This window comes from Shewanella sp. GutCb, from assembly GCF_002836135.1.
Lineage (GTDB): Bacteria > Pseudomonadota > Gammaproteobacteria > Enterobacterales > Shewanellaceae > Shewanella.
Map to the genome: position 1 here is coordinate 232,955 of NZ_PJBL01000106.1, position 14,876 is coordinate 247,830.

The following is a 14,876-nucleotide window of genomic DNA, read 5'->3' on the forward strand; positions in this document are numbered from 1 at the left end:
ATTCCAATAACAAAAGAATCCAGCAGGTTACGGAGAGAAGCTAAAATGAAAAAGGTTAAAAACGGCTTTAACAAGTCGACGCTCGCTTTGGGGATAGTTGCGGCGCTCGGATTTGGCATATCAACAAGTGCCAATGCAGTCTCATTTAATTGGGGCGAAGTAGAGGGAACATTTGATTCGACCTGGACTGCTGGTGCGAGTTGGCGAGTTGCAGAGCGAGATTGGAACAATCAGATTGGTAAGGTTAACCAACCGCAATTTGATTGGGCTGGTTATTCGGCGTTTGGTAATACCAAATACAGCTCTGCTGAGATTTGGGCCCAACCAGGTTCCTATTCAAGTAACGGTGATTTGAGTAATTTACTGTATTCGCAAGGCGACACCACTTCTGAAATATTTAAAGGTCTGCACGAACTATCTTTAAAGTACAAGAATTTCGGTGTTTTCGCGCGTGGTATGTACTTTTATGATCGTAAGCTCAATGACGGTAACTATGACTTTAATGACCCGCTAACGGGTAAAGAATTTGATCCTTGTGAAGATAGCAAGGCATCAGAAGTTCAGTGTAAAGACATTCGCTTACTTGATGCGTTCGTTTACGCTGATTTCGATTTTAATGATGGTGCTAATCCACTATCCATCCGTGTCGGTAATCAAGTGGTTTCTTGGGGTGAAAGTACCTTAATTGCTCACGGTATCGGATCGATTAACGCAGTTGATTTAAACATCTTGAATGCCCCAGGTGCTGAGCTTAAAGAAGCTTTTAGGCCTCAGGGCATGGTGTGGGCATCTTTTGGGATAACCGATGACTTGTCAGTCGAAGGTTTTTATCAATATGATTGGCAGCCAATTTGGGTACCTACACCTGGGTCTAGTTTCTCAAGTAATGACTTTGCCGGTTATGGCGGTTATAACCAAAATGCCCAGTTAGGCTTTAACTCAAATCCTGACATGAACCTTGATTTCCTTTTGTCTGAGTATAATACGCTAGTGGGTATGGTTGGCTCTGGACAAGTAGATGGTGCAACTCTAGCTCAGCTTGCATTAGCTTATCCGACTAAGGCCACCTTGGTTGAAGATGATGCTTCAGCCAGTGATGATGGCCAATGGGGTGTTAAACTTGGTTATTACGCGCCTCAACTGGGTGAAACCGAATTTGGCTTGTACTACATGAATTATCACAGCCGTCGTCCACTGATTAGTGGTACCACGGCTAATTTCACTCAAGAAGCGATTGGCAGAGACTTACAACGCCTAGGTGGAAAAGCGCAGTCAGGCGAAATGATGACGCGTGAAGACCTATTGGCACTGGAAACCTTTTCAAAAGCACAAATTGTTTATCCTGAAGATATTCAGTTAATGGGCTTTAGCTTTAACACGCTTGTGGGTGACACCTCTGTAGCGGGTGAAATTGCCCATCGCTTAGATGAGCCGCTGCAGATTGATGATGTTGAATTGTTGTTTGCAGCAATGCCACAGCAACTCGCAAATGCGGGTTTACGCCCCGATTTGGACGGTATTTCACAAGTTGAAAATTATGGTCCGGGTCAATATGCTGAAGGTTTTATCCGTTTAGATACCACTCAAGCTCAAACAACCTTTACCCATCTATTTGGTCCAACATTGGGCACCGATAATCTGACGATGCTGGCTGAAATTGGTGGCGTTTGGATCCATGATATGCCGAGCTTTGATGAGCTTCGCTTAAATGGACCTGGCACCGCTCGTTCAGGCGGTAACCCTGATATGCCTGGCATTATTGAAGCAGTGCATAACGGTCCTGAAACCAATCCATTCCCAACCGATTTTGCTTGGGGTTATCGTTTAGTGGCTAAGGTTGACTATAACAACGTGTGGGGTGGAGTAAACATCGCACCGAGAGTGATTTTCTCTCACGATGTTGATGGTATTACACCCGATCCAATGTTCCTCTTTACTGAAGGTAAGAAGTCGGTTGCTTTAGGCGTCAACTTCGATTACCAAAGTCGCTGGAGCGCTGATGTCTCTTACAACGCTTTCTTTGGCGGCGTAGGAACGACTAATACTATGGCTGATCGAGACTATGTGTCGTTCAACATTAAGTACTCAATCTAAATCACAAGGACAATAAAAATGAAAAATCTTGCGATATTGTCTGCAGCAGTCATTCTGGCTTTAGGCGCAACCAGCGCTTTAGCAAAAGTATCTGATGCAGAAGCAGCCAAATTAAGTACTGAGTTTACGCCACTCGGCGCTGAGAAAGCAGGTAATAAAGATGGATCTATCCCAGCTTGGGATGGCGGGATCACTGAACCTGTTGCGGGTTACAGTAAAGGCATGCATCACCCAGATCCGTTTCCAGCAGATAAAATTGAATTTACCATTACTAATGCTAACAAAGATAAATACAAAGCATTTTTAAGCGACGGTCAAATCAAGCTTTTTGAGCTTTATCCTGAAACTTTTAAAATGAATGTTTATCAAACGCGTCGCTCAGCGTCTGTGCCACAGTTTGTATACGATGCGACTTTGGCTAACGCGACACGCGCCGAGTTAATTGATGGTGGTAACGGTATTACGGGGGCATCTATTGGTATTCCGTTCCCAATGCCTGCAAGTGGTTTGGAAGTGATTTGGAACCATGTGCTGCGTTTTCGCGGCGTAGATATTAAAACCTCTCGTAGTCAAGCCGCACCAACAGCAGGTGGTAGTTACACACTGGTTGAGACCGGTGAAGAGATCCGTTTTCAATATTCTCGTCCAGAGATGACATTGGATAAACTCGCAAAAGAAAATACGCTGTTTTTCTTTAAACAAGTGGTGATTCAGCCAGCTCGTTTAGCGGGTACTGCACTGCTTGTAAAAGAAACAATGGACCAAGAGAAGTTGCCACGCCAAGCATGGACTTACAACACGGGTCAACGTCGTGTACGTAAAGCGCCAAATGTGGCATTTGACACGCCAGGCACGGTTTCTGATGGACTAAGAACGACAGATGATTTTGATATGTTTAACGGGTCGCCAGTGCGTTACAACTGGGAGTTGGTCGGCAAGCAAGAGTTATATATTCCTTATAACGATTATAAGCTGCATTCCGATAAGATTACCTATGATCAAATCATCACTCCAGGTCATATCAATCCAGAGTTTGTTCGTTACGAAAAACATCGTGTATGGGTTGTTAAAGCAACGCTAAAAGAAGGTATGCGTCATATCTATAAAGCGCGTACTTTTTACATTGATGAAGACTCGTGGCAGGTATCGGTAGCTGATATCTATGACAACCGAGATGAGCTTTACCGTGTGGCAATTGCTCATGGATTGAACTACTACGAAGTACCAACTCAGTGGAGTACTTTAGAAGTATTTCATGACTTACAGTCTCGTCGCTATATCGCAATGGGTCTAGATAATGAAGGCCGTATGTACGACTTTGATGCAAAATTGAGTGAAAGTAATTTCACTCCCGCTGCACTAAGACGCGCTGGTATTCGTTAACCCACTTAAAGAGGGGCGCTTTGCCCCTCTTATATTTAAAGGAAGTCTGTATGTCGTTTAGCATGCTTCGATTTATCTCTCTTTTGAGTATCGCCAGTATTTTTAATTCTTCTGCTTTATTAGCGCAAGAACAAACCCTAGAACAACAAATTCAACCCCTTGCTATCCATTCGTTAGTCCTCGATATTGTTCAATACGGTAATACTTTGGTTGCGGTTGGCGATCGTGGCCACGCATTTGTTTACGATAAAAAATGGCAGCAAGTCAACACTCCTACATTTGCTCTATTAACCAAAGTTTTTTTTGTATCTGAAGATGAAGGTTGGGCAGTTGGCCATGATGCTACGATAATTCATACCGAAGATGGCGGCTTGACCTGGCAGTTACAGATGCAGGCCCCTGAAATAGAAAAACCTTTTTTAGATCTACACTTTTTTGATAAAGATAAAGGTATTGCAATCGGTGCTTATGGTCTTTTTTATCGTACAAATGACGGCGGTAAAAATTGGATCAGTGAGTACCATCAAGAGCTTCTGTTTGAAGAGGATGTCGCTTATCTTGAAGAGTTAAAAGCAGAAGACGAAGCACTGTATTTGTCAGAGCGTAACAGCTTGCTACCGCATTTTAATCGCGTGGTGTCTGTTTCGAATGAGCTACTCATTATGGTAGGCGAACTGGGGCTTGTCGCCATATCGAGCGATAAAGGTGTCCATTGGCAGAAAAATGATTTTCCCTACGAAGGCTCACTCTTTAATGTAAGTGTCGTCGATAATAGTGTTTATGTTATGGGGCTTAGAGGGCATCTTTTTAAGTCAAATAAAGACTTCGCGACATGGCAGGAAATTATGTTGCCTGTCGACTCGACAATTAATGCAGGGATCCTTTTAGAGGGTTCTGTGTTGCGTCTAGTTGGTAATGCTGGCGTTATTATTGATGTTACGGAAAACGGTGACGCGCAACTGGTTGAACAACGACAGGGCGAAAATCTAGTCGCAATTGCTAAAGACTCCACGGGTATGTTGTGGGTTGCAGGCAATAAAGGTCTCATCAAGTTAGAACAAAAATAATAGGACCTGACTTATGTTAGATAAACTCGTAAATGGCATTGAAACCTATCTTTTCAGGCATCGCGCTTTCGTTATTTTCTTATTTATAATCACCACTCTTTTTTTAGGTTTGCAAGCAAGCAATCTGAAAATGGATGCGGCATTTGTTAAAAATATTCCGCTAAACCACAGTTATATGAAAACCTATTTGAAACACCAAAAGCAGTTTGGTGGAGCCAATAGCGTTATGGTGGCGGTTGAAGACACTAGCGGAAATATCTTTAACGCGAACTTTTTTGATGCACTCAAAAATGTTCACGATCAGCTGTTTTTTATCCCTGGTGTTGATAGGGCACAGGTTAAATCGCTATTTTCCCCATCGACTCGTTTTACTGAGGTGGTCGAAGATGGTTTTGCCGGTGGTCCCGTTATACCTGCAGACTTTACGACGACTGACCAAGGCTTAGCTATCGTTCGGGGCAATATTGAGAAAGCGGGAGTCGTCGGTCGACTTATTGCTGAGGATTATTCTGCAGCAATGGTGAGTGCTCAGTTAATGGATTTCGATCCTCAAACCGGTAAGCCTCTTGATACGTTAGCGATTGCAGAGCAGTTAGAGCAGGAGCTAAGAGCTCAATACGAAACTGATGATATAAAAATTCATATTATCGGTTTTTCTAAAATGGCTGGCGACGTTGCTGAAGGTGCAAAAGGCGTATTACTATTTTTCTTAATCGCAATTGTTGTCACCGCGATTATGGTTTACTTTTTCTCTAAATCAATCGTGCTGACTCTATTACCGCTTGTTTGTAGTCTTACCGCAGTTGTTTGGCAGCTTGGTTTATTAACGGTTGTTGGCTTTGGTTTAGATCCCATGTCTATCTTGATACCGTTTTTGGTCTTTGCGATAGGCGTAAGTCATAGTGTACAGATGATTAATGCGGTCAAGCGTAGGGTCAATGATGGGCACAGTACTAAAGCTGCGGCGGCGCTAGCGTTTAGAAGTTTATTGATCCCCGGCGGCGTGGCTCTCCTATCAGATACGATAGGATTTATGACGCTACTGACGATTGATATTGGCATTATTCGCGAACTGGCTATTTCAGCCTCTCTTGGTGTCGCGGTCATTATTCTGACCAACCTCATTTTGTTGCCACTTGTTATTTCTTATACGCAAGTTCAGGCGCAAAAGAACACTGCACCTGTTAAAGCCAATAATATTTGGGTCAAGCTGTCAAAGTTTGCAACGCCTAAATATGCAATATGGGTTTTACTCATTACGGCTGGTTTATATGCTGTTGGTTTACAGCAAGCGAACAAAATGAAAATAGGTGATCTTCAAGGCGGTGCTCCTGCACTGCACTTAGACTCTCGATATAATCAGGATACTTTCTTCATTACCGATAAGTTTACAATTACCACCGATGTAATGACTATTATCGTAGAAGCATTCCCTGAAGCTTGTACCTACCACTCAGTATTAACGCAAATTGATGAATTTGAGTGGCAATTGAGTAACACTGCTGGTGTTGAATCAACAGCAAGTCTGGCCTCTGTCGCTAAAAGAGTAAACGCTGGCTTTAATGAAGGTAATCCTAAGTGGCAAGTCTTGCCTAGAAACACGGCCAGTCTTGTGCAAGCAGTAGGGCGGGTGCCAACCACTTCAGGTTTATTGAACAGCGATTGTTCTGTTATGCCGGTGTATCTTTTCTTAAAAGATCACAAAGCAGAAACCATTGAAGTCGTTATCAACAAGGTCAATCAACTGCAACAGCAGATGAATAATGAGCAGCTTACCTTTAGGTTAGCATCGGGTCCTGTTGGCGTGATGGCTGCAACTAACGAAGCGGTTGCTGAAGCGCAACTTCCAATGATGCTTTACGTCTATGGTGCCGTATTTGTGTTGTGCTTGATTAGCTTCCGCTCTTTACGGGCAACCATTGCGGTTATTTTACCTTTGTATGTGGTATCAACCTTAGCGCAAGCATTGATGACTCAACTTGATATTGGTCTTGCGGTAAGTACATTACCGGTTATTGCCTTGGGCGTCGGCATAGGTGTTGATTACGGGATCTATATTCTATCGACTATGGCGGTAAGATTAAGAGATGGCATGCCAGTTCAACAAGCCTATTACGAGGCGTTAGTTGAGCGAGGCAGTGCGGTTATCTTTACCGGTTTAACACTTGCTATAGGGGTGAGTACTTGGTTCTTCTCTGCCCTTAAATTCCAAATGGACATGGGTATTTTGCTCACCTTCATGTTTTTGGTGAACATGCTAGGTGCCATTATTATCCTACCGGCGATAGCCGCGGTATTTTGGCGGCAACCCAAGTAAATGAAACAAGAAGAGAAGCTAAAGCTTCTCTTTTTTTTTGCATAAAAAAACGCTATCAGCGATTGTTATTTCACCAGACAGCCAGAAAAGCTGCTGAGCAATGTTTTAAGGAGGCTCTACCACTAAAATAGTTCTCGAATTATGGCAGGTTTAGTAATAGACTTCGCGCTATGACCTAGGTCACAGAAAAAGGCTCAGGTCAGATTTGAAGCATCCATAAAAATATAAAAGAGCTGCCATAGCCCCCTAAGGAATCACCAACATGGCCTTGAAAGATGCAATGCCTTCAGTACTACTAGAAAATGTCGTTAACCTTATTAATTCTAAAGTGCCTCATTCACAAGCAAAACAAGTAGAACAGTTTGCTACTTGCCTATACGCGCATATGTCGAAAGACGATCTCAATGCCCGTAATGACAGTGACCTTTATGGTGCTGTTTTGAGTCAGTGGAATGCCCTTAATAAAACCTCCGTCGGGGAAGGGCACATTCGTGTGTTTAACCCGAGCCAATCGAAGCATGGTTGGGAATCGACCCATTCGATCATTGAGATCATTCAACCCGATATGCCTTTCCTAGTCGATTCTGTCGGCATGGCAATTAATCGACTCGGTATTACGGCGCACATGATGCTCCATACCCCAATGGCTATTGAGCGCAAAGATGGCTCAGTCATTCAAGTCAGTTATAGCGCTGACGAACAAGCTGATGTTGATAAAGTTGCCGTCTTTTTGATTGAAATTGATAGACAGAGTAGCGAAGCGGATATTAAAGCCTTAACCAAAGAGATTGAGTCGATAATTGCGGACGTCGCAATATCGGTCAAAGATTGGAATGCAATGTCGGCCAAGCTGGGCGAGACGATTACTGAACTGGCTAACCGTCCTTATCCTGGTACTAAAGCAGAGTTAAGTGAAGCGACTAAATTTCTCGATTACCTCAATAACCACCACTTTACCTTATTAGGTTATAGACGTTACGATTTACGTAAAGTGGAAGGTGATTTAGAGCTAGTTGCAGATAAGACAACAAGCTTGGGCTTGATGACTAAATCGGCAAAAGCCAATACTGAAACCGGTCTATTACTGTCTAACTTCTCTGAAAGTGCCCGCAAAGAAGCGCTTGATACAAGTTTGTTGGTATTGACTAAAAGTAGTGAAAAGAGCCGAGTTCATCGTCCAGCCTATGTCGATTATATTGGTGTTAAGCGTTTTGACGATAATGGTAATGTTATTGGCGAAGATCGTTTTATCGGTTTGTATGCCTCTAACTTATATAACCGTAGCCCGCGTGAAATCCCATTGCTTGCAGAGAAAGTACAGCGCGTGCTTGACCGTTCAGGACTAACACCTCGTTCTCACGATTATAAAGCATTAATGCATATTCTTGAGACGTTACCCCGTGATGAGTTAATCCAGGCAAATGTAGAAGAACTAGCCCGTATTGCACACGGTGTACTTGAGATGCAAGACCGAGACAAGCTAAAATTATTTGTCAGAAAAGATGGCTTTGGTCGATTCTTATCTTGCTTAGTATATGTGTCTAAAGACCGTTATAACACTAAGCTACGTGAAGATACCCAACGGATTTTAGCTCAGCATTTTAATAGTAGTGAAGATGTTGAGTTTACAACATATTTCTCAGAGTCAACCTTGGCTCGTACTCATTACATTATCAAAGTTGATAACAATAATATGGATGTTGATGTGGCAGCGATAGAGAATAATTTGACTGAAGCAGCTCGTTCTTGGGAAGACAAACTGGGCAGTGCTTTAATTAGTGCTCAAGGTGAAGAAATTGGCACAAGCTTGGTTAAGCGCTACGTAAATGCGTTTCCTCGTAGCTATAAAGAAGATGTACTACCCAGTTCTTCTGTCGTTGATATTCAACAGCTTGAAGCATTAGATGACAATCATAAACTGGGCATGCTGTTTTATCAGCCACAGGAAACGGCGCTTAAAAATAGTAAAGTGCGTTTAAAGTTATTCCATAAAGATGAACCGATCCACCTTTCTGACGTGTTACCTATGTTGGAAAACTTTGGCTTACGTGTCATTAACGAACGTCCATATGAAGTCATAAATGCTGACGGTGCGACTTATTGGATCCTGGATTTCCTCATGACAACACAAGCTGTTGCCACTGACAATTTAGCTGACAGCCAAGAGCGATTCCAAACTGCACTGTCGCAAGTGTGGAAAAAAGAGCTTGAAGATGATGGTTTTAACCGCTTGATACTATCAACCGGTTTGACAGGTCGTGAAGTGTCTGTATTGCGAGCTTACGCTAAATACATGCGTCAAATTGACTCTACCTTTAGCCAAGCTTACATCGAAGAAACGTTTTCTAGCTATCCTCAAATAGCTGATTTACTCGTTAAAATGTACATTCGAAAATTTAATCCAAAGTTGAAGACGCGTACACTAAACAAGTTTATTGAGCAGATCGATCTTCGCCTCGATGACGTTTCAAGCTTAGATGACGACAGAATTATTCGCCGCTATCTTGATTTAATCAATGCAACAAATCGCACTAACTTCTATCAAGTTAGTGCTTTAGGTAGCGCAAAATCATATATCTCCTTCAAGTTCGCACCAGAACTTATCCCTGAGATGCCAAAGCCATTACCTAAGTTTGAAATCTTCGTTTATTCACCTCGGGTTGAAGGTGTACATCTACGTGGCGGTAAAGTGGCTCGTGGTGGATTGCGTTGGTCTGACAGAAGAGAAGATTTCCGAACTGAAGTGCTTGGCCTTGTAAAAGCACAGCAAGTTAAGAATACGGTAATTGTTCCTGTGGGTGCTAAAGGCGGTTTTGTTTGTAAGCAACTGCCAACAGACGGCGGCCGTGAAGCCTTTTTTGCCGAAGGACAAGAGTGCTATCGTCTATTCATTCGTGGCTTACTCGACATTAGCGATAACATTATTAATGGCGAACTTGTAGCCCCTATAAATGTGGTTCGACACGATGAAGATGATCCATATTTAGTCGTTGCAGCCGATAAAGGTACGGCGACGTTCTCAGATATTGCCAACGAAATCGCTGACGAATACAACTTCTGGCTTGGCGATGCGTTCGCTTCTGGTGGTAGTAACGGTTATGACCATAAGAAGATGGGAATTACAGCACGTGGTGCATGGGAATCTGTTAAACGTCATTTCCGTGAAATGGGCGTTAATTGCCAAACAACAGACTTTAGCTGTTTAGCTGTCGGCGACATGGCAGGTGATGTATTTGGTAATGGCATGTTGTTGTCTAAGCATATTCGCTTAGTTGCTGCTTTCAACCACATGCATATCTTTATTGACCCTAATCCTGACGCTGTTAGCAGCTATGTCGAACGTGAGCGTTTATTCGCATTACCTCGTTCAAGCTGGGAAGATTACAACGCTGAGTTAATCTCGAAAGGTGGCGGAATATTCCTGCGTTCTGCGAAGTCTATTCCACTCTCTGCAGAAATGAAGAAGATGTTAGGCACTCAAAAAGCCTCAATGCCCCCCCTTGAGTTACTCAAAGAGTTACTCAAAATGCAGGTTGATTTGATCTGGAATGGCGGTATTGGCACTTATGTTAAGGCCACAAGAGAAACACATGCAGAAGTTGGCGATCGCGCCAATGATTCTATCCGTGTTAACGGTAACGAAGTTCGAGCCAAAGTTGTTGGTGAAGGCGGAAATTTAGGCTGTACTCAATTAGGTCGTATTGAATATTGCGCTAATGGCGGCCGCATGAATACCGACTTTGTTGATAACGTGGGTGGTGTTGATTGCTCTGATAACGAAGTAAACATTAAGATTTTACTTAATGCGTTAGTCGCTGATGGCGAAATGACCGTTAAACAACGTAACCGCTTGTTAGTAGATATGACGGATGAAGTTAGCCGTATCGTTCTGCAAGACTGTAAAGATCAGACGCGTACTATCTCTGTTACTCAGGTGCGTGGTGCTGAGCAATTAAAAGATCAAATTCGTTTTATCCATTACCTGGAAAAAGAGGGTAAGTTGGACAGAGCGCTTGAGTTCTTACCTAATGAAGACGAGCTTGCTGATCGTTTAGTTAATGGCAAGTCACTGACTCGTCCAGAGCTTTCTGTGCTCGTTGCTTACGCTAAGATGGTGCTTAAAGAGCAATTGTTGACCGTTGAAATCACGGAAGATAGCTTCTTAAGTCAGTTATTGGTTGCCTATTTCCCGCAGCAACTTCAAGAAAAGTACACGGTCAATATGGCGGCTCATCCACTGCGCGGTGAAATTATTGCTACTTCATTAGCGAATGAACTCGTTAATGACATGGGTCTTAATTTTGTTCAACGTATGCAAGATGAGACAGGTGCCTCAGTAGCTGAAGCTGCCATTTGTTACACTATGGCTCGCGAAGTGTTTGGTTTGGCTGATTTAACTAAATCAATTACTGATCTAAATGGCATTATCCCAGCTGTTGTACAGTGCGAAATGTTACATCAGTTACGACGCAATATTCGTCGTGCTAGCCGTTGGTTCTTACGTCATCGTAACCGTAACCTAAATATTGAACAGACTATTGAATTCTTTAGACCCGTCTTTGATGAGCTTAAAGCAAATGTGCATCAATATATGGTTAACGATGAAGTTGCAGGCATACGCGCAGAGTCTGATGCACTGATTAAAGAAGGTGTACCAGAAGATGTAGCGATGGTCGTGGCTAACGTGAGCACGTTATTCTCCGCGTTAGATATTGCACAAATTTGTGATCTCGAGGCCAAGCCAGTTCCCTTGGTTGCGGAAACTTACTTTAAGTTAGGTGCTAGTGTTGATCTACATTGGTTCCTCGAACAAATTAGTGCACAACCGGTAACGAATCATTGGCAAGCACTGGCAAGAGCTGCATTTAGAGAAGAGCTTGATTGGCAACAGCGTTCACTGAGTTCAGTTGTCTTGAGAACTTGTACTGAAAGCTGTGATGCTAGCAAGATCATTTCAGAATGGATTGAATCAAATCAAGGCTTGTTGGAACGATGGTTCCATATGCTGGCTGATTTCAAGACTTCGCAAAGCCATGAGTTTGCTAAGTTCTCTGTAGCCCTACGTGAACTTAATCTTTTGATCCTTCATTGTGAAGGTCAAAAGTAATCTGATATAAATCAGAAGCCCTGGCAAATGCCGGGGCTTTTTTCGGTCTAGGAGAAAACATGTTTTATAAAATCGCACAAAAGTTCATGTTTCAGATGGATCCTGAATTGGCGCATAATTTCGCTATCGGCAGTTTAAAATCCACAGGCAATTCACCACTAAACTGCTTCTATGCGCAAAAGATAAAACCTGCACCAGTCACTATGATGGGCCTGACATTTCCAAATCCAGTCGGCTTAGCGGCGGGAATGGATAAAGATGGTGAATGTATTGATGCATTTTATGCGATGGGATTTGGTCACGTTGAAGTCGGTACCGTTACGCCACGTCCTCAAGCAGGTAATGACCAACCCAGGTTGTTTAGACTTAAACCTGCTAAAGCGATTATTAATCGTATGGGTTTTAACAACAAAGGCGTAGATAGTCTGGTTGTGAATCTGAAAGCGGTTAAATCAGCAGCAATGGTCGGTGTGAATATAGGTAAGAACAAAGACACCCCCGTTGAGCAAGGAAAAGATGATTATTTGATCTGTATGGATAAAGTTTATCCATATGCAGCGTACATTGCGGTTAATATTTCTTCACCCAATACGCCCGGTTTACGATCGCTACAATATGGTGATCTGCTCGATGATCTTTTAGGATCACTTAAGCAGAAGCAGAAGGATCTTGCAGAAAAGCATGGGAAATATGTACCAATAGCATTAAAAATCGCACCAGACCTTTCAATCGAAGAGATTGAAAAGATTGCAGATTCACTTATTCGTAATGAATTTGATGCAGTAATTGCCACCAACACAACCTTAACTCGTGATGGGGTTAGTGGCTTGCTCAATGCAAACGAAGCCGGTGGTTTAAGTGGTAAGCCACTGAATTCATTGTCGACAGTGGTAATAAAGCAATTGTCAGATTGTCTTAAAGGACAAGTGCCTATCATTGGGGTTGGTGGTATTAATAGTGCAGCCGATGCTTTGGATAAATTAGATGCGGGTGCTCAAATGGTGCAGATTTATTCTGGATTTATTTATCAAGGCCCACAATTAATAAAAGAAATTGTTGAAGCATACCGTATAAAATAACAGCAATAGCATGGTTGATTAATTAATCGATCATAAAACGATCATTTAGATCTCGCAATAGATCCAGATGATCGTTTTTTGTTTTATATGATCGTAATGTTTAGTTTAAATTTATTTTGATATTGATGAAATTTTCATCTATTATTCAATTGTATCTAAATAAAGGTAAACATTATGTTATTAATGCCAAAAAGGGATTGGCAATGGGGATATAACGAAACATATGGTGTATTAACTGTTTCGTTAGGTCGTGATATGGAATTTCTATCACCTTATAAATTAAAGTCCCTAATACCTGATGCCAAAATTACAACTGAATTTAGCGTTGAACATGCTAAGTTCTATATTGCTTTGGTTGACTGTTTATCAAGAACCCTTTCTCTAAACGATGCGCTTATCGTCCAAATAGCATTAAATGCTACTGCTGCACATTTTTTATTAAAACCACAAATGCCTAAGTCTTGGTTTTTCGAAGCATCACACGAATGTGTTTATAGCGATATAGGTAAGATTTTCCAACTGAGAACCTGTGAGCATAGTGTCTCAGCAATGGTTATTGAGTCAGGATTACAAGCATCGCTTATGATGATCTTATCCCCAGAATGCCGCTTAACGGATTCAAAACAATTGACTCAATTCGAAACTATTAAGGTTATGCATAATCGTTTAGCGCCTTTAACTGTTGAGAGAAAAATAAACGTCGCATAATCAATATATGTATCAGCTTTAAAGTTGTAACTCGTTATTGTTTTCTCTATTTAATGCATAAAAAATCGGCAGCTGATGTTATTCAGTTGCCGGTTTTTTCATACTGTAAGCTAGTGCTTTAATATAGTAATAAAAGTGGATTAACTTGTTGGGCAACTGATTTCGACAACGCTATTAATTAGAATTTCGTCTACTGGAGTATCATTTCCTTGAGTAGTAACAATACTAATTTGGTCAGCGACTTCCATACCACTAATCACCTGGCCAAATACCGCATAACCTGCACTCGCAGCTGATGCATTTAAGTGTGGGTTATCTAATATATTGATAAAAAATTGCGATGTAGCTGAGTTGGGATTATCGGTTCGTGCCATTGCAACTGTACCGCGTTCATTACTTATGCCAACACTCGCTTCGTTAATAATCGGGTCATTGGTAGGCTTAAAAACAAGCCCTGTGGTGAAACCTCCACCTTGGATCATAAAGTTGTTAATGGTTCGATGAAAAAGAGTGGCATTGTAAAAACCTGTATCGACATACTCCTTAAAATTCTGTCCTGTAACCGGCATATTGGTTAGATCAACTGCCAGAGTCATATCGCCTTTAGTCGTTGACATTAAATAACACACATCTGCTTTTAGCTCTGGTACTACTTTTGGTGGCTCTGGGCTATCTGAACTCTCAGAGCCACAAGCGACAATGGTTAGACAGGCTAGTAGTGGGAACAGCTTTTTCATATTTAGACCTTATTATTATGGTTTGTAATTCAGAGCAAGGGTGAGGATCCATTTTGATGATTTATGTGGCGCATTTGTTGTGTTGGTGTTTTTTATGCAGTTTACATGCTACGGAGTTGTGAGCAATAGAGGATAGCGGCTAGTTACAAAGTGTTGCAGTTTTAGGCAGTTAGACAAATTATGTCTCAATGGTTAATCTGTGCTTTTATTGAACAGTTTGGCGCTTTTTTTTCCGTTACTGACACTAATCTATTTTAGATTTTCATCGATTAATGCCTCGCACCTCATCGCAAAGCCCTGAAAAACACAAGCGTTTCATTGAAACTCCCACAATATATCGATTTTAAGACAATATCTTTTTATCATTTAGTGGCGCTTACAGGT

General features: G+C 41.9%; 8 protein-coding genes. 7 read left to right on the plus strand and 1 reads right to left on the minus strand.

The window, feature by feature from the left end; all coding sequences use genetic code 11:
• The first annotated feature begins 45 nt into the window (after window positions 1-45).
• The 7 genes from CXF86_RS22465 to CXF86_RS22495 all read left to right on the plus strand — a co-directional run bounded on the left by CXF86_RS22465 (window position 46) and on the right by CXF86_RS22495 (window position 13,755).
• A complete protein-coding gene (locus CXF86_RS22465) occupies window positions 46-2,094 on the plus strand; it encodes a DUF1302 domain-containing protein (protein ID WP_101091031.1) in 2,049 nt (682 codons plus the stop codon).
• 18 nt (window positions 2,095-2,112) lie between these two features.
• On the plus strand, window positions 2,113-3,477 hold the full coding sequence (locus CXF86_RS22470; protein ID WP_101091030.1) for a DUF1329 domain-containing protein: 1,365 nt from the start codon (window positions 2,113-2,115) through the stop codon (window positions 3,475-3,477).
• A gap of 50 nt (window positions 3,478-3,527) precedes the next feature.
• Entirely contained in the window at window positions 3,528-4,544 is a 1,017-nt protein-coding gene (locus CXF86_RS22475) for a WD40/YVTN/BNR-like repeat-containing protein (RefSeq protein ID WP_101091029.1), read from the plus strand.
• Between the two features lie 13 nt (window positions 4,545-4,557).
• Window positions 4,558-6,861 (plus strand): efflux RND transporter permease subunit, encoded by a 2,304-nt coding sequence (locus CXF86_RS22480; RefSeq protein ID WP_102040062.1) that lies wholly within the window; start codon window positions 4,558-4,560, stop codon window positions 6,859-6,861.
• Window positions 6,862-7,123: 262 nt separating this feature from the next.
• On the plus strand, window positions 7,124-11,968 hold the full coding sequence (locus CXF86_RS22485; protein WP_101091027.1) for an NAD-glutamate dehydrogenase: 4,845 nt from the start codon (window positions 7,124-7,126) through the stop codon (window positions 11,966-11,968).
• A gap of 59 nt (window positions 11,969-12,027) precedes the next feature.
• On the plus strand, window positions 12,028-13,047 hold the full coding sequence (pyrD, locus tag CXF86_RS22490; protein ID WP_101091026.1) for a quinone-dependent dihydroorotate dehydrogenase: 1,020 nt from the start codon (window positions 12,028-12,030) through the stop codon (window positions 13,045-13,047).
• A 174-nt stretch (window positions 13,048-13,221) separates the two neighbouring features.
• Window positions 13,222-13,755: a cell division protein ZapC gene (locus tag CXF86_RS22495; protein ID WP_101091025.1), complete on the plus strand. Its 534-nt coding sequence runs from the start codon at window positions 13,222-13,224 to the stop codon at window positions 13,753-13,755.
• 140 nt (window positions 13,756-13,895) lie between these two features.
• On the opposite strand, the gene CXF86_RS22500 is transcribed toward CXF86_RS22495, so the two are convergent.
• Window positions 13,896-14,492 (minus strand): peptidylprolyl isomerase, encoded by a 597-nt coding sequence (locus CXF86_RS22500; protein WP_102040063.1) that lies wholly within the window; start codon window positions 14,490-14,492, stop codon window positions 13,896-13,898.
• Window positions 14,493-14,876: the final 384 nt, after the last annotated feature.